General features: G+C 40.8%; 19 protein-coding genes and 1 riboswitch. Of the genes, 16 read left to right on the top strand and 3 right to left on the bottom strand.

The window, feature by feature from the left end:
* The first annotated feature begins 37 nt into the window (after positions 1-37).
* Positions 38-763, top strand: coding sequence for a ThuA domain-containing protein (locus tag ACTWQL_RS07575; RefSeq protein WP_443141842.1), 726 nt, complete (start codon positions 38-40; stop codon positions 761-763).
* 266 nt (positions 764-1,029) lie between these two features.
* Here ACTWQL_RS07575 and ACTWQL_RS07570 read toward each other — a convergent pair whose 3' ends face one another.
* Positions 1,030-2,271 (bottom strand): O-antigen ligase family protein, encoded by a 1,242-nt coding sequence (locus ACTWQL_RS07570; protein WP_443141841.1) that lies wholly within the window; start codon positions 2,269-2,271, stop codon positions 1,030-1,032.
* Between the two features lie 160 nt (positions 2,272-2,431).
* The gene (locus ACTWQL_RS07565; RefSeq protein ID WP_443141840.1) at positions 2,432-4,048 is read right to left on the bottom strand and encodes a sodium:solute symporter family protein; all 1,617 of its coding nucleotides are present in this window, start codon (positions 4,046-4,048) and stop codon (positions 2,432-2,434) included.
* Positions 4,049-4,143: 95 nt separating this feature from the next.
* Positions 4,144-4,258, bottom strand: a riboswitch (SAM riboswitch).
* A gap of 160 nt (positions 4,259-4,418) precedes the next feature.
* Between ACTWQL_RS07565 and ACTWQL_RS07560 the strand changes: the two genes are divergently transcribed.
* The 3 genes from ACTWQL_RS07560 (at position 4,419) to ACTWQL_RS07550 (ending at position 6,652) form a co-directional block, all read left to right on the top strand.
* Positions 4,419-5,132 (top strand): hypothetical protein, encoded by a 714-nt coding sequence (locus ACTWQL_RS07560; RefSeq protein WP_443141839.1) that lies wholly within the window; start codon positions 4,419-4,421, stop codon positions 5,130-5,132.
* Complete coding sequence (locus tag ACTWQL_RS07555) at positions 5,119-5,301, top strand: hypothetical protein (protein WP_443141838.1); 183 nt, start codon at positions 5,119-5,121, stop codon at positions 5,299-5,301. Before ACTWQL_RS07560 ends, ACTWQL_RS07555 begins: the two co-directional genes overlap by 14 nt.
* Positions 5,302-5,473: 172 nt before the next feature.
* Positions 5,474-6,652: a styrene monooxygenase/indole monooxygenase family protein gene (locus ACTWQL_RS07550; RefSeq protein WP_443141837.1), complete on the top strand. Its 1,179-nt coding sequence runs from the start codon at positions 5,474-5,476 to the stop codon at positions 6,650-6,652.
* Positions 6,653-6,718: 66 nt separating this feature from the next.
* Here the strand turns inward: ACTWQL_RS07550 and lexA are convergent, their stop codons facing one another.
* Positions 6,719-7,336, bottom strand: coding sequence for a transcriptional repressor LexA (gene lexA / locus ACTWQL_RS07545; RefSeq protein WP_443141854.1), 618 nt, complete (start codon positions 7,334-7,336; stop codon positions 6,719-6,721).
* Positions 7,337-7,496: 160 nt separating this feature from the next.
* On the opposite strand from lexA, the gene yneA reads away from it, so the two are divergent.
* From yneA to ACTWQL_RS07485, 12 genes are all read left to right on the top strand, one after another.
* Entirely contained in the window at positions 7,497-7,808 is a 312-nt protein-coding gene (yneA, locus tag ACTWQL_RS07540) for a cell division suppressor protein YneA (RefSeq protein ID WP_443141836.1), read from the top strand.
* Positions 7,809-7,830: 22 nt separating this feature from the next.
* Positions 7,831-8,484 carry a YneB family resolvase-like protein gene (locus ACTWQL_RS07535; protein WP_443141835.1) on the top strand — a complete coding sequence of 218 codons (654 nt, stop codon included), beginning with the start codon at positions 7,831-7,833 and terminating at the stop codon, positions 8,482-8,484.
* Positions 8,485-8,543: 59 nt separating this feature from the next.
* A complete protein-coding gene (locus tag ACTWQL_RS07530; protein WP_443141834.1) occupies positions 8,544-8,771 on the top strand; it encodes a DUF896 domain-containing protein in 228 nt (75 codons plus the stop codon).
* A 111-nt stretch (positions 8,772-8,882) separates the two neighbouring features.
* Positions 8,883-9,161 carry a HesB/YadR/YfhF family protein gene (locus ACTWQL_RS07525; RefSeq protein WP_443141833.1) on the top strand — a complete coding sequence of 93 codons (279 nt, stop codon included), beginning with the start codon at positions 8,883-8,885 and terminating at the stop codon, positions 9,159-9,161.
* A gap of 394 nt (positions 9,162-9,555) precedes the next feature.
* Complete coding sequence (locus tag ACTWQL_RS07520; protein ID WP_443141832.1) at positions 9,556-9,786, top strand: hypothetical protein; 231 nt, start codon at positions 9,556-9,558, stop codon at positions 9,784-9,786.
* A gap of 120 nt (positions 9,787-9,906) precedes the next feature.
* Complete coding sequence (gene tkt, locus ACTWQL_RS07515) at positions 9,907-11,904, top strand: transketolase (protein WP_443141831.1); 1,998 nt, start codon at positions 9,907-9,909, stop codon at positions 11,902-11,904.
* Positions 11,905-12,080: 176 nt separating this feature from the next.
* On the top strand, positions 12,081-12,521 hold the full coding sequence (sirA, locus tag ACTWQL_RS07510; RefSeq protein ID WP_443141830.1) for a sporulation inhibitor of replication protein SirA: 441 nt from the start codon (positions 12,081-12,083) through the stop codon (positions 12,519-12,521).
* A 279-nt stretch (positions 12,522-12,800) separates the two neighbouring features.
* The gene (locus ACTWQL_RS07505) at positions 12,801-13,016 is read left to right on the top strand and encodes a YneF family protein (RefSeq protein ID WP_221564615.1); all 216 of its coding nucleotides are present in this window, start codon (positions 12,801-12,803) and stop codon (positions 13,014-13,016) included.
* Positions 13,017-13,177: 161 nt separating this feature from the next.
* On the top strand, positions 13,178-14,242 hold the full coding sequence (gene mnmH, locus ACTWQL_RS07500) for a tRNA 2-selenouridine(34) synthase MnmH (RefSeq protein WP_443141829.1): 1,065 nt from the start codon (positions 13,178-13,180) through the stop codon (positions 14,240-14,242).
* 84 nt (positions 14,243-14,326) lie between these two features.
* On the top strand, positions 14,327-14,878 hold the full coding sequence (locus tag ACTWQL_RS07495; RefSeq protein WP_443141828.1) for a TVP38/TMEM64 family protein: 552 nt from the start codon (positions 14,327-14,329) through the stop codon (positions 14,876-14,878).
* A 20-nt stretch (positions 14,879-14,898) separates the two neighbouring features.
* Complete coding sequence (locus ACTWQL_RS07490) at positions 14,899-15,771, top strand: M15 family metallopeptidase (protein ID WP_443141827.1); 873 nt, start codon at positions 14,899-14,901, stop codon at positions 15,769-15,771.
* A gap of 42 nt (positions 15,772-15,813) precedes the next feature.
* Positions 15,814-16,527, top strand: coding sequence for a cytochrome c biogenesis CcdA family protein (locus tag ACTWQL_RS07485; RefSeq protein WP_443141826.1), 714 nt, complete (start codon positions 15,814-15,816; stop codon positions 16,525-16,527).
* Positions 16,528-16,667: the final 140 nt, after the last annotated feature.

The raw sequence follows: 16,667 nt of genomic DNA, 5'->3' as shown, positions 1-16,667 counted from the left end.
CAAAAAGGAGTATCTAACTACAAAAGGAGTGTTTTTCATGAATGTAACCGTTTGGAATGAAAATCGCCATGAACAAAAGAATGAGAAAGTCCGCGAAATCTATCCTGAAGGGATACACGGTGAAATTGCGCAAGTTTTGGACAAGGAAGGGTTTAATGTACGGACGGCGACACTTGAAGAAGATGAGCATGGACTGACAGATGAAGTTTTGAATTCTACAGATGTCTTGCTTTGGTGGGGCCACCTTGCTCATGACGAAGTAAGTGATGATGTGGTAGAAAAGGTGAAACAACGAGTTCTTGACGGCATGGGATTAATCGTGCTGCATTCTGGTCATTTTTCTAAGATTTTCAAGTCATTGATGGGAACGACCTGTGATTTGAAATGGCGGGAAGCAGATGAAAAGGAGCGGATGTGGGTTGTGGACCCTAGTCATCCAATCGTTGAAGGAATTGGCGAATATATCGAACTAGAAAAAGAAGAAATGTATGGCGAACATTTCGATATACCGAAACCAGATGAACTGGTACTCATCAGCTGGTTTGAAGGCGGAGAAGTTTTCAGAAGCGGATGTACATATCGACGGGGACAAGGGAAGATATTCTATTTCAGGCCAGGCCATGAGACATATCCAACGTATCATCATAAAGAAATTCAGCGGGTTCTGGTTAATGGAGTAAAGTGGGCAAACCCAATACATCATCCAAAACCTGAATATGGGAACGCAAAACCAATCGAAACGATTTCTGCAAAAAATCTATAAGAAAAAAGTAGGGATCGATTCTGATACGTGATATCCGAATGTGGAATCGAGGTACACCTACTCATTCAGATCGGCGTTATTGATAACTATTTTATAGAGAAGCACCAGACCTTTATCCAACTTCAGGTCTGATGCTTTTTTTATAAAAATGGCTTTGTTCGTGTTGAATGTAAGAAATTCATTCCGCTAATCTTTCACGCAGGAGTGTCGCAAATTTCTTTCTAAACCAATAAGTACTTTAATAAAGCCATAAAGTGCGTTATTGATCACCAATCCCGCTTTTTATAGAAGAGCCGATCACTCCATCTTGGTATACTTAACATCCATGAACTCCAAATGGGGAGTCCTGCCGTATATTTGTCCCAGTACGCAATTAAAATGATTCCTATTAACGCAATCTGTGGAGAGAAAAGCACATAATCAAAAATACCAGTCAATAGGATCACGGGTAGTGAAAGTAAGAGCGTATCAAGTTGCTTGACGTTTTGTTTCGTAAAATAAAGATAGATCCCCTTGTACACATTGATGAAGAGTACGATCAGGAAAGCAGTTCCTCCAAGAGTGCCGTATTCCGTGAATATGCCTAAAATCAAGTTGTGGGCATGGGGGATATGCTCGTTGAAATGAAGAAGATATTCTTTACCAAATCCCAGTGGTGTCAACCCGAACAAGGCATTTTCCTGCCACAGCTGGATTGAATTTTCCCAAATTTCCTTTCTTCTTATTGCAGATTGTAAAAGATTTTCATTCCGTGGCATCCAGTCCAATATCAAGTTTATATTCAACCCCATAATTATCATCAGGCTGAAAGTCAATATTCTATTCAGGCGAAATAAAAATAATAGGAAAATGACCACCATTGCAGAAAAGCCAGCTCTGGATCCAGTTAAAAAGACAGCATGGATAAAGATCAAAGTTAAAACTCCTTGACCACCTGCCTTGGAATAACAATCTTTTCTCAGGTTTTTTAAACACTCTGCAAGTAGGAATGATAATCCTAAAAGGAGCAATGTCACTGAAAAATTAGGATTGTATGCAGCCCCGATCAACCTCTGGTAATCATGGAACCCCACCTGACCAACCAATGCTGTCCCTCTGATATAGTTCTTGTATGTAGGACTGATCAAAATTTCTTGGAAAGGGTACAAACAGTAGAAGTATACGCCTGCGAATATGGTGATCCATTTATATGCTGAAAAAGTTCTCTCGACACCATCTTTCTGGATTTTTTTATAAATTCCAGTGTAAGCGATGATCAGTGCTGGGACTAAAAAATACGAAAGATCTCCCAAAACAATTGAGGCAAAAAATGATGAAATGAACATACATGCAAGAAGGAAAAGGCCAGGGGTCAACATCATTCCCTCGCTATTTTTCCAAGTCTGGTGCAAATGGTAACTTCCAATGATCAATAGTAACAGAACACCTATTGGGGGGAGTATGAGACAAAGGAAGATACATATTTCCAATAGATGTTTCTTAATGGATGTCAGCGCTGTTTTCGTCATAGATAACCTCGTCAGTTTAAATGATGACTACCTTCATTATATAGGGTTTGTAACCTTACGTATTTTATGTCTGGCTACGAGGGTGTTTTATTAATAAAAAATGGGGATGTCCGAAAAGTGTCAGACACCTTTCGGACATCCCTGTAACCCTGATAGTCCATCAACCTATGCGCCACTCTTTTCGTTCATTTATAATCCTTTCTTTTTCTTTAAAAAAGTTTATGCAAGAAATGAAAAGGCTGGTTGCGATCAACGAGACGACTACACCGATCAATCCATTTTGGTGTAAGAGAGGGAAAGATACAATTGAAAGAGTAATCAGGCCGATAGCGAAAACAAATGTGTAAAATCCAAGACTATTGAAAGAGACACTCCATTCCCATCTCCCAGCGTTTTCAATCAAGCTGATCGTAACAATGGTGATGATATTGAACGTCATCCCTATCCACACTGGATGGACATTCAAATAGAAATCATTGATTGCCCAACCGCTGAGGTGATACCAGAGCAATCCGGAAAATGCGCCTGTAAACAATGAAACCAATGCTGCGCGTTTCGTAACCAAGGGCCAGAAAAGAGCAGCAACTACAGGTGCGAATGTCGCGGAATTGCGGGTCACCCAGGCAACCACATTCCACCATGCAGATTGTTCAGACCGTAGAAGGGCGAAACCGACCATCAATCCTGTCAATACCAATAACGACCATTTTGTATAACGGACAAGCTGAAGTTCGGTAGCTTTAGGGTTCAGAGCTTTTCCGACATCTCGACCAAGACTTGTAGCGCCAGAAAACTGGCAAGGTGCACCCCAGCTTAATGCGGCTGCCCAAAAGCCTAAGAAAAACAGACCAACCAACGGTGCAGGTAACGTTTTCATCAAATAGAGCGGTACTGCAATCAAGCCGCGTGCTTCACCTGGAACAACCTGTGCAGCTGATAATCCGAAAATAACTGCTCCTACAATCAACGGAATACCAAGAAGGGAAGCGTAGAGTAGGCCGCGACGTCCTTGTTCAGGCGTTTTACAAGATAACGCCATCTGAAATGCTGCCTGAGCAAGAATCACATTGAATAAGAATGTCCCGAACCAAGCCAAAATCGTTTGCAGGCCAGCTGTATCCCAGGCTGCATACTCTGGTTTTTCAGTAAATAATCGGTTAATGCCATCTATACCAGGATTAAGGAAGAACGCATACGTACCGATTGCCAGCATGATGAAAAATACGACAACATTGCTCATTTGTGTGAAACCGACAGACCACATACCTCCAAATTGTAAATAGACAAAGAGCAACAATGCAGTCAATGCTACAGATAAAACGAGTGAAACCCCTGTAAATACTGAAAGAGCAGAAGCGAATGCCAGAGCGGTCGCAACTGACCACATCGGAAACGTGAATGCTGTAATCGCTCCAGCCACCCCGCGGACCTTTTCACCATAACGATCACCAAGTAATCCTGAAATGGTAACCAACGCTCTTTTTCTGAATGGTGCTATCAATAATAGAGCGATGATCAAGACATGTACCGTTTCCGCCACGCCATACCAAATAGCTGAAATTCCGGTATGGTAACTGAGTTCTAGAATGGCGATATAGGAAGACCCGGAAAAGAGACCGGTGATACAGACCATGACGAAAAATGTATTGAACCCTCTGCCGCCAACAAAAAAGCCATTTCCATCTCTCGCTCGTTTCCTCGCCACCCGGCTGACTACGATCAATAAAAACGTATAAGCCAATGCAAATCCTATGAACCAATAACCTACTGTTGTCATCCTGTTGCCTCCTTTGTTGTAGTTGAAAAACCGTACATTCAATCCCTTTAAAACAGAAAAAAACCCCTTCCAAGAGGAAGAGGCTGTTTTTCTCTTCCTCATCTGTCAGACATAAAGTCTGTTGGACGTAGCACCTTATTATTTTCAATAGAAAATAACAGGTTGCTGCAGGTTCATAGGACCAATTTCCTCCCCTGCTCTCGATAAGGATGTTTCTCCGTATAAAGTTAACTAATACCCTACAAGGAATACGAACTTTTGTCAATCCATTTTTAGAAGATTTCTATTATTTCTGCATCTAAAAGTTAAAAGGGAACATTATCCAGTTCAGAACCGTATATGAAGTTAACAAATAATGTGAAGGTGATTTATGAAAACGAACTGGAATAAACGTAGTGGTACTATTTTTTTAGTGGTCGTTTTATTGACAGGGTGTGCCGAATCGGAAGAAAAACTCAAAAGTGAAGGTATGATGGATCAGGTTGAAATGAACACAGATCCATATACGGAGTTCAACAGTGATGATGGGGTGGTCTCATTCATAATTTTAAATGATGGTTCATTCTCAGAATCCACTCTTATAAGGATAAAAAGAGATACTCTACATGCCTATAATGAAATAAGAAAGATCACAGGCTTTACTAACAAAGGGCAGGAAGTCTTTATAGAATTGAAAAAAGATAATGGATTGTCTCATTATTGGAACGGTATCATCTATCTGTATAATGTGGATGATGAAAGAGAAGCCTTAGTCCATGAACTTGTCCATGCTTTGTTGGGCTATGATTTTAAAAATGCAGGATATTTCACTCTTGATGGCTTGGCAATGTATTTAGATAAAAAAATCACATCGAATGAACCGGCAACATTTTTTTCTTTCAACAGTCATGAACTAATGAAGTTCTTAAGAGAAGAGGAAATCAATTTACCGATCGAAAAGTTGATCGATCCCGAGATAGCTTTTGAAATGAATGATTTACGAAAACAGATTGAAAATCGTTGGCTTTTTTATGTGCAAACAAGTTCTTTTTCAAAATTACTTAATCGAGACGTACGGTTTAGAAAAATATATGCAGATTTATAATAAGCCCGAGTTGGAATCCTTATTTCCGAAGGTTTATGAGAAAGAAGTAAATGAAATAGAAAAAGAATGGTTGGACTTCATTGAAGTACAGAAAATCAACCAGACACTAATGAAACAGGAAATCCCGATCGGTCTAATGGAAAAATTACAAAAGGATATTGAGGTATAAAGAAAAATTCTCAACTATTAAATGAACATACAGCTTCTTAGGTAGTGCATAAGCGGCCAATTAAATAAACAATTTGGAGCATTTACAGCACGTTCTAGTAGAAATACACTAAGGACTATCAAAGGGTCTCTGATTCCTCTATTTTGAATCCCGATTAAAGGAGCGGATAGTTGTGAAAAAGAAGATAGGTATTGTCGGCAGTGGAACTGCAGGTTTGCATCTTGCTTATGCACTCAGAAAGGATTTCGATTTGACAGTTTTTCATTCTAGTCTTCCAGAAGAAATCCGTAAAGGACGCATAATGTCTACACAGGTACACTTTGGACCTACTCGCTTACGTGAAAGACGGTTCCATATGCCTGAATGGGAAGCGACTCCTCTTCTTGAAAGCATACATATCACAGTTGGGGATCAAAAACTATTTGTCGGCAGGTTGAAAGAATCGGCTTCATCAATAGATCAACGGCTTTACTTTTCCCATTGCATAGAAGATCTTAAAGAAAAAGGTGTAGTTTTTCACTATGCTAAAGTTGATGAAGAACAACTAAGAAAATTGACTAGCGATTTTGATTTAATCATTGATTGTTCTGGAAAATCTGGTCCTCTTTTTTCTTTTCCCCTCAATATACCATTGTCTCCATTTCACCAGCCACAAAGAAAATGTGCAGTAGGATATTTTACAGGGATAACGCCAGAAAAACCTCTAGGTGTTAACGTAACGATCCTTCCTGAGATCGGTGAAATGTTCGAAATCCCAGCAATGACTGAAGAAGGACAGGTCAGCATTCTCTTCCTTATGCCTATTCCGAACCAAAAACTCGATGTCTTTAAAGGTATAAAAAGTGGTGAAGAATTCACTGCCAGAATGAAAGTAGTCCTTGAATCGTTTTTCCCTAATATATATGAACGTGTTGAAGAAGAAAATTTTTCATTATCGGATGAAGGCGCTTTTCTTCAAGTGGCCATCAAACCGGAAATCAGAAAACCTTACTTAACATTTAATGATCGTTTGGTCGTCGGTTGCGGGGATAGTGTGTTTTTGAATGATCCAATCACTGGGCAAGGATGTAACCTTGGCTCATATTGTGCAGAAAAATTGTATGAGACCTTGATTGAAAATAAGGATACAGGTTGGGATAGCCAAGTCGGGGAATCCTATTGGGAGCGTGTAAAACCTTATGTAAAAGAGGTGACAGAGTGGACCAATGCAATGACCCAGCCGATTCCACAACATATCATTGAATTATTAGTTCAAGGAGCGGAGGATCAGTCAATTGCTGATAATGTGGCAGAATGGTTTGCGCAACCAACTACAGCCCACGAAGCCTTTTTTCAAAAGACCAATATTTAAAAGTTTGAATTTATTGCATAAAAAAGAAGCGGTGATCATGCTCGCTTCTTTTTTCTATGTCCCTTATTAATGTAACGTTCTATATACACCGATTACTTTTCCTAGAATAGTGACGCTGTTAAGAATGATCGGCTCCAACGAAGAATTTTCTGGTTGTAGACGAATGAAATCTTTTTCCTTGAAGAACCGTTTGACTGTCGCTTCATCATCTTCTGTCATCGCAACGACGATGTCCCCGTTATTAGCTGACGGCTGTTGCTTGACGATCACCATATCCCCATCATAGATTCCTGCTTCTATCATACTATCACCCTGGACAACTAATGCGAATACATTGTCATCTCCGACCATATGATCTGGTAGAGGGAAATACTCTTCTACATTCTCGATCGCGGTAATAGGTTGACCTGCCGTTACTTTACCGATTACAGGAATATTGATAGATTCACTTTTTGGAATGGTAGTATCCATATCCTCAGTGATGACTTCGATCGCTCTCGGTTTTGTCGGATCTCGTCTGATTAGTCCTTTTTTCTCCAGACGGGACAGGTGTCCATGAACTGTCGAACTTGAAGCGAGTCCGACTGCTTCACCTATTTCACGGACAGAAGGGGGATAACCCTTATGTTTGACCTCGAACTTTATGTAATTAAGTATATCTTGTTGACGGCGTGATAGTTTCATTCTGTCCACCTCTTTTCTCCTCAATTATTGCATTAAGTATATCACTTGTTCGACAAAAACACAAACATAAGTTCGAGAAAAAACTGTTGACAGGAACAAACGTTCTTAATACAATGAAATCAACAAATGAGAACAAGTATTCGTATCGGAGGTTTTTAAGGTGAAAAAAACAAACAGGCAGAACGGTTGGTCTTTTGTTATTGTATTGATAGCTGTAGGGATGATCATGGGCACATATTCTTTTGTGAACGCAAAATCTGATACAACAGAGAATTACATAGATGTTAAGATTGAGGAAGGTGATACTCTCTGGGAATTATCAACGAAGTTCAAAGAGAACCACACCTTTACAACAGATGCTTTCGTCAAGTGGGTCGAAAGCACGAATGGAGTGAAGGCGGAAAAGCTGCAGCCAGGAGACACAGTCGTCATTCCGGTTGAAGCGGACAAGAATCAACTTGCATCCAAGTAATACACTGTGAAGGGAACATATTATGAGAGCACTCATTTATTGCAGGGTAAGTACTGAAAAGGAAACACAGGCATCCTCACTTGAACGTCAGGAAGCTGAACTGAATCAATTAGCCGATCATTTTAACTTCACGGTCGTTGAATCGATCCATGAAATGAAGAGTGGATATGATGTTGATCGTGAAGGGATGCTGCAAGTTTTAGATCTTGCAAAGGATGAAAAAATAGATGTCCTCCTTGTCCAGGATGAAACAAGAATCGGAAGAGGAAGTGCGAAAATCGCGATTCTTCATACTCTAGGTAAGTATGGAGTGAAATGTTTTACAATCAGTGAACAGGGCGAACTCCAATTGACAGAGGCTGACTCGATGGTTCTTGAAATCGTAAGTTTAGTTGAAGATTACCAGCGAAAACTTCATAACGCTAAGATAAAGAGAGGTATGAAGCGCGCTGTTGAGGGTGGATATCGACCTGAAAAGAATCTATCTAACTTGAATCAAGGCGGACGTGATAAGAAAGAGATCCCAACCGAAGAAATTGTTCGTCTTAGAAACTTGGATTTGACGTTCCAGGAGATTGCCACGACTTTACAAGGATTTGGCTATGATGTCTCAAAAGCTACAGTACATAGGCGTTACCAGGATCATCAGAACAATAGTGACCGGACAGATGATTAGAAATATGATTGGAAATACGTTAGAATAAAATAATCAAGTCTTGTAAAAGGAGTATGGCAATGCTATCGAAACAAAAAATAGATCGGATCAATGAACTTGCACGAAAAGCAAAGAACGAAGGTTTAAATAAGAAAGAACAGGAAGAACAACAAAAATTGCGAAAAGAATATTTGAAAGCATTCCGCGGTGGTTTCAAGAATCAATTACGCTCGATAAAGGTTGTTGATCCTGAAGGAAATGACGTCACCCCTGACAAATTAAAAAATGAAAAGAAGCGTTATCACTAATAAACAAGCCTGATTTGAAAAAGAGTTCAAATTAGGCTTGTTTTTGTATTGCATCAGTTCTAGTTTTTGATATACTGTTATATAACAACAGCTGAGGGAGTGGATGAACTGATGTTCTCAATTACAAGTCCAGTAGTGGAAATGTACAGACAAGAAATGGGATTGGAAAACGGGGATGCACTTCAACTATTCTGCCGATATGCAGGAAGTGAATCAGGACTATGTATTGGTGTAGAACGTGGCCTGCCAATGGACGATGATTACGTACAGGAAGTTGATGGAATCCGCTTTTTTGTTAGACCTCATGAAGTTTGGTTTGTAGAAGAAATGAAAATGGACTATGATGATTCCACTGATCATTTCCAAATTGAATTACCGAGTATAGCTTAATTGAAGATACTTAAAGAAATGCCTGTACCATAACAGATGGTAGAGGCATTTTTGTTTTGCATGCTATACTATGACTTGATTATGAAACCCTGTGTTCTGCTGAAAAAATCAACATTTTAGAAGGCTGTTTTCGCAAACTTGGTTGCTCTTGCACTTAAAGAAAGTATAAAATACTTTCTTCAGTATAAGGGCAACTAAGGCTCGACCTACAAAAGGCTTGGTCTCGCCAAGTTTTCTTTAAGAGCCGTTGAATTCCGCTCCAGGATGCTCGCTTTCCGCGGGGCGTGCGGTGAGCCCACTCATTGCCTTGCGACCTCAGGAGTCTCCTTTTCAAGGAAGCATTTGTGCTCCTGCGTCTACAAGAAAGTCCTGTCGAAGCGAGCTTCCTCGTCGCATGCCTTGCGAGGAGATTATTCAGGTAGTAGGCACGCTGACCCCGCAGGACAAGGAAAGCTTCGGCAGCGTTACATCGCACGAAGAAAATGCGATTTTCAATTTCGAGGAGTCTCGCACCTTGCTCTCCAATCAACTTGCACAAGTTGAGTATTTAAAACTAACTCAAAAGCAGCAATCTTTTAGAAAAGAGCCTTTTAGAATAACAAATCTCAAAGATAGCTTTGTTTAAAATCCGTACAATTTTGAATTTTTATGACGAATGACCCCGAGTCTTGTGAATTTTGATTAGAGAGTATATCATGGAAAAGGAATGAAAGAATAAAGGTGTAACAAGAAAGGATGAATCGTCGTGTCAACTTCAATTGAGCAATTATCAATCAATACAATTCGTACTTTGTCCATCGATAGCGTAGAAAAAGCAAATTCTGGACATCCAGGTATGCCAATGGGCGCTGCGCCGATGGCTTATGCATTATGGAGTAAGCATATGAACCATAACCCATTAAACCCTGATTGGTTCAATAGAGACCGTTTTGTGTTATCAGCTGGTCACGGTTCCATGCTTTTATATAGTCTGCTGCATCTTTTCGGATACGACGTATCATTAGAAGATTTGAAGAACTTCCGACAATGGGGGAGCAAGACACCAGGACATCCTGAATACGGAGATACACCAGGTGTTGAAGCAACTACAGGACCACTAGGTCAAGGAGTTGCAATGGCCGTTGGTATGGCGATGGCAGAACGTCATTTGGCTGCTACATACAATCGTGATGATTTCAATGTTGTTGATCACTATACCTACAGCATCTGTGGTGATGGTGATTTGATGGAAGGTGTATCAGCGGAAGCTGCATCTCTTGCAGGGCATCTGCGTCTTGGTCGTTTGATCGTCATGTATGATTCCAACGATATTTCTCTCGATGGTGACCTTCACATGTCCTTCTCTGAAAGTGTTAAAGATCGTTTTGAAGCTTACGGCTGGCAAGTAATCTACGTAGAAGAAGGAACTGATTTTGACACATTGGACAAAGCAATTGCTGAAGCTAGAGCCAACACGGACCGTCCTACTTTGATTGAAGTGAAAACAGTCATCGGTCACGGTTCACCGAATAAATCCGGAAAATCTGCTTCTCACGGTGCACCGCTTGGAACAGATGAAATCAAATTGACAAAGGAAGCGTACAAGTGGACATTTGAAGAAGATTTTCATGTTCCGAATGAAGTGAGAGACCACTTCAGTCAACTTCAAGAAAAAGGTGCTCAAAAGGAACAACAATGGAATGAATTGTTTGAAGCGTATCAACAGAAACACCCTGAGCTAGCAGGTCAATTATCGAAAGCGATTAAAGGAGAATTGCCTGAAGGATGGGATGCTGAGCTTCCGCAATATGTTGCTGGAGAAGACAAGCTTGCAACACGTGCATCATCTGGTGAAGCGCTGAATGCAATTGCTAACCGCGTACCCAATTTCTTCGGCGGTTCTGCAGATCTCGCTGGCTCGAACAAAACGATGATGAAAGACAAAGGAACATTCTCACGTAACGACTACAGTGGCCGTAATATCTGGTTCGGTGTCCGTGAATTTGCTATGGCAGCTGCACTTAACGGTATGCAGTTGCATGGAGGCTTGAAGGTATATGGTGGTACATTCTTCGTATTCTCAGATTATCTTCGCCCTGCTATGAGACTCTCTGCCTTGATGGGACTTCCTGTGACATATGTACTGACTCACGATTCCATCGCGGTTGGTGAAGACGGACCTACCCACGAACCAGTTGAGCAGCTTTCTTCTTTACGTGCGATGCCTAATCTTAGCATCATCCGACCTGCTGACGGTAACGAAGCCGTGGCAGCATGGAAAATTGCACTTGAGAGTCAGTCGAATCCTACTGCACTCGTATTGACAAGACAAGGCGTTCCTACATTGAAAGGTTCTAACGAAGATGGAGTACGTAAAGGGGCATATGTGGTAGAACCTGCTACGGAAGGACCAGCTGATGTGCTGTTACTTGCTACAGGTTCAGAGGTATCTCTTGCAGTCGAAGCGAAAGAAGCGCTTGAACAGGAAGGAATCAATGTTTCTGTTGTAAGCATGCCATCATGGGATCGATTTGAGGAACAGCCACAAGATTATAAAGATAGCGTCATACCTAAAGCGATCAAGAAACGTCTTGCAATCGAAATGGGAGCATCTCACGGCTGGCACAAATACACCGGAGATGAAGGGGATGTCCTTGCAATCGACCGATTCGGAGCTTCTGCCCCTGGTGACAGAGTCATCAAGGAATATGGTTTTACAGTTGAAAAAGTTGTTGCAAAAGTGAAAGCATTATTGAACAACTAAATTTATTCAAATGATGAACACCAGGTCACTAAACGCCTGGTGTTTTTTGCATTTACAAAAAGTAATCTCCAGGTATTCGACAAAACTAGTCATTGACAACCTACACCGATTGACACCACTTTTTCCTGCGCTTCGATATACTAGATGGACAAGTCTGGAAATAGGAGTGAATATCGGTGCGAAACTATGATATTTACTTGATCGAAAAAGAAGTCGCTTTTCATTATTTTGGTCGGGAACAGGTTCTTTATCATTTTTTTGTTGAGGCTTCTCGTCCTGTTCCATCATTAGTTGAAATCATTGATCGACAATATAAATATATTACCCGATCGATTCCGTTTCACGTGTTTGATTACCATATGAATAAGATTGATTCAATGCAAAAAGGATTCAAAATGAAGAAGGAAAAGCAGCAGTTGACTATCTATTCAACAGGCAGCAGGGCTGTCGTGACGAATAAGGGGAGGAAACTGTCGCTTATTTCAACCGGGAGTTTTGAAGCCGAAACATTGGTATTCGAGCATTTGCGGAGAATCGAGAGCTCCTTTCTAGCAGTCGATTTGGAAGGGAACAGTATCGGATGGCTGAGTCCGATCAAGCAAGCCCACTACATCTAAGGTGAGTGTTTATTGAACATATTCGATTTATGTACATTTCTTTTCCCAGTTTATTAAACATTTCTCAAGATATATGTACATTTTTTCACTTTTATCAACATTTGACGTTTTTTGATAGAGTCAAATCTTCTTCGATGTTCTCGACTTTAAGTGAATGCCGAAAACCATAGTTAAGAAAAACAAATCCAATTCTTTTAAAAAATTGCAGTCCAAATATTGAGTTTGAAATGGAATTTATAGTACACTAGTTCTAGACAACCAGAAGGGAGAAGTTTTAGCATGGATTGGATGTATTTTGTTGTGGGCTTTGTTGCGTTGCTCGCTGGTGCTGCGCTTGGCTTTTTTATTGCCCGCAAATATATGATGAGTTATCTTAAGAAGAATCCACCGATTAACGAAAACATGTTACGCGTGATGATGATGCAGATGGGACAAAAACCATCCCAGAAGAAGATAAATCAGATGATGCAAGCAATGCAGAAACAAATGAAATAGATGGTGGACAAGCACTCAAATTGATGAGTGCTTTTTTAAATGAAAATCTATCGGTTATACTGTGAATAGTAATGTCTAATTCATGAATTAAGTTGTATATACCTTGACGAATATAAATCGATGAAGGTACGATTTGAATAGTCAGAAAAGGGATTGATAGCATGTCAGAAATCAGGTCAGTACCAGTTGTTCCTATTGAATCGATCAATCTAGCAGATTTTCATATAATCGATGTCCGATCACCGAAGGAGTTTCAAGAGTTCCATATCGAAGGAGCGACCAATGTGCCGATTTTCAGCAATGAAGAGCGGGAGGAAGTTGGGACCACCTACAAGCAGATCGGAAAGGAAGAAGCGAAAATGCTCGGTCTCTCCATTGTTTCACCGAAGCTCCCTCAAATGGTTGAACGATTGAAAGGCTTAGCTGATTCAGATAGCAAGCCATACTTGATCTATTGTGCTCGCGGCGGTATGAGAAGCAACAGTTTTGCCTCAGTCATGAAGCTGATGGGTCTTGATTGCTGTCAGCTGATCGGCGGGATCCGCTCCTACCGCCAATATATTACGGCTAAGTTAGAACAATATTCTGAAACTCCGAAACCGTTCATCGTGCTTGAAGGATTGACGGGGACCAGAAAGACAGACATATTGGAAATCCTTCAGGAGGAAGGCTATCCTGTCATCAACCTTGAAAGACTGGCAGGACATCGAGGCTCCATTTTCGGAGAAATCGGGAACGAAGGTCGTTCACAAAAAATGTTCGATCGTGACTTATTCCGGCGTCTCGAACAAATCGACCAACAACCGTATTTCATTATCGAGTCTGAGAGTAAACGGATCGGCCGGGTGATTGTACCAGACTGGATTTTAAGAGGAAAAGAAGAAGGGAAGCGGCTCCATATTCATTATCCATTAGAAAGCCGAGTCCAATCGATTTGTGAAACTTATCAGCCAGAGCTGTTTCATGATCAGATCGGGGAGGCTTTGCACCTATTGAAGAAACGACTCGATTCTGAGGTGTATGAGAGGATGCTGCTTTCCTTTCATGTTAAAGATTATGAAAATGTAGTCCGAGCTTTGTTAAAATCCTATTATGATCCAAAATACAATTTCACTGCGCATCAATATTGTTCACCTGGCATTGATTTAGCTATCGAAAATCTTGAAGATGGCTTAGAGAAAGTGAAGAATATGATTCAAAAGCTTCAACATCATTCATATTGTTGATCTATGAATTGGTATGAAACAAGAAGGGTATAAGATACGTCTAATAAAATGAATGAATCAATCATGATGTGAGGAGAGAGGGTAATGGGAGATACAATCATCAGTCTGTTTCGAGATTACCCTCATCTTGCTGTTCTGATCAGTGTTACATTGAATATATTGATTGCGATTTCTGGTTTTCTTCCGAGTTATTTTTTGACGGCTGCAAATCTTTATTTTTTCGGATTCTTTTGGGGTACTGCCATCTCCTTTGCAGGGGAGGCAGCAGGTGCTCTCTTAGCCTTCCTTTTGTATCGGAAAGGATTCAGGAAATTTACCCGGACAAAACTGGAACGCTATTCAAAAGCTAAGAGATTGATTGAGCTGGAAGGGAAGAAAGCATTCTTATTTATTTTTGGCCTCAGGCTCATGCCCTTCATGCCATCAGGTGTGGTAACGTTTTTCTCTGCAATCGGCATTGTTTCCATATGGACATTTTTTGCAGCCAGCACCTTGGGGAAGTTTCCTGCACTACTATTAGAAGCTTTAGCAGTCACTCAGGTGCTAGAATGGAATATGCTTGGAAAGATGATATTGATGGGCGTGAGTATCGCATTTCTTCTAAGCCTGCGAACAATGATGAAAAAACAGAATTGAAGACATAAAGGTGTGAAACCATGAAAATACGTACGATTTTAATAAGTTTTACAAGTCTATCTTTATTATTATCAGGTTGTTCTTCCATCCCGAATCCTTTTGAGAAAAAGGATCAGACCGAAGAACAGCCATCTGAACAACCTTCCGGAGAGAAAGAGGACGATGCAAAAGAGCCGGAACAAGATGATCAAAGTGATCAAAATACTGATGAAGAAGAGAAAGAAGCTGACAAAGGTCCGGAGCTTCCTTCTCCTGAAGAAACGGTCACCGTAAATGCAGATGGTGAAAAAATCGTTACGAATGTGATGGATCCATTGGTCTTAGTCAACAAAGAACGGAACCTGCCTGAGGACTTTATTCCTGAAACATTGACAGTTCCGGAAATTCCATTCACTTTCGAAGAGGATCATCCTAAAAAGCAGATGCAGGAGGTTGCTGCAGAGGCGATTGAAGAAATGTTTGCTCAAGCGGAAACAGACGGAATTCCATTATTAGCTCAATCCGGATATCGTTCATATTCCACTCAAAAATCAATCTTCGCTTCAAATGCAGAGAAGAATGGTCATGAGGAAGCAAACAAATATAGCGCGCAAGCTGGTCAGAGTGAACATCAGACAGGGTTGACCATGGATGTGACGTCTCCAGAAGTTGATTTTGGCTTAATTGAAGAATTTGGTGAAACGACAGCAGGCAAATGGGTGAAGGACAATGCCCATAAATATGGCTTTATCGTCCGTTATCCGAAGGGGAAAGAAGGAGTCACCGGCTATCAATATGAACCTTGGCATTTACGCTATGTCGGCAAGGAACATGCTAAAGCCATTTATGAACAAAATCTGACACTTGAAGAATACCTTGGTGCACCAGTTGAACCTGTCAATTCAACAGAGTAGACTTAAAGTAGATTCTTCAATAGCGGACGAGGGGTTGAGGTAATGGCCGCTGATATTAATGTATTTTTGGCATTAGGTGCTGGATTCTTATCTTTCATTTCACCATGCTGCCTTCCGTTATATCCAGCATTTTTGTCATATATCACCGGTGTTTCGGTTCATGAACTGAAAGAAGAAAAGGGGATGCTCAGAAAACGGGCAATACTCCATACCGCACTTTTTCTCGTAGGTTTTTCAAGTATTTTCATTTTCCTGGGTCTAAGTACATCATGGTTCGGAACATTCTTTTTCCAATATAAAGATATGATCCGGCAAATCGGTGCGATTTTGATATTCCTTTTCGGTTTAGTCGTTTTAGGTGTATTCAAACCAGACTTTTTGATGAAAGAACGACGGTTCAAGTTTCAAAAACGACCTGCCGGATACCTTGGTTCAATTGGAATTGGCATGGGATTTGCAGCAGGATGGACACCGTGCACCGGACCGATCCTATCTGGAGTCATCTATTTAGCGGCTACCAACCCTGGGCAAGCGATGTTTTATATGGTAGCTTATGTGCTCGGTTTTTCAATTCCATTCTTCGTCATGTCCTTCTTCATGGGACAGATGACTTGGATCAAACGGCACAGCAGAAGAGTGATGCAAGCAGGCGGGGCCATCATGATATTCATGGGCGTGTTCCTCTATTTCGATTGGATGACAAAACTGACCTCCTTCCTTGCTAATCGCTTTTTCAATGGATTCTATGGTTTTTAAAAGGAAGGTAGGGGTGACCACCGATGTATGCGGTCCCCCTTTTAATTTGACCTGGTTTTGTTGTTTGTTACACTTAAAGAAAGTATAAATACTTTCTTCAATATAAGGGCAACTAAAGCTCAGCCTGCGCTAAGGCTTGG

The organism is Pseudalkalibacillus sp. R45 (genome assembly GCF_052246725.1).
Taxonomy (GTDB): Bacteria; Bacillota; Bacilli; order Bacillales; family Fictibacillaceae; genus Pseudalkalibacillus.
This window is presented reverse-complemented; position numbering and strand designations above follow the sequence as displayed.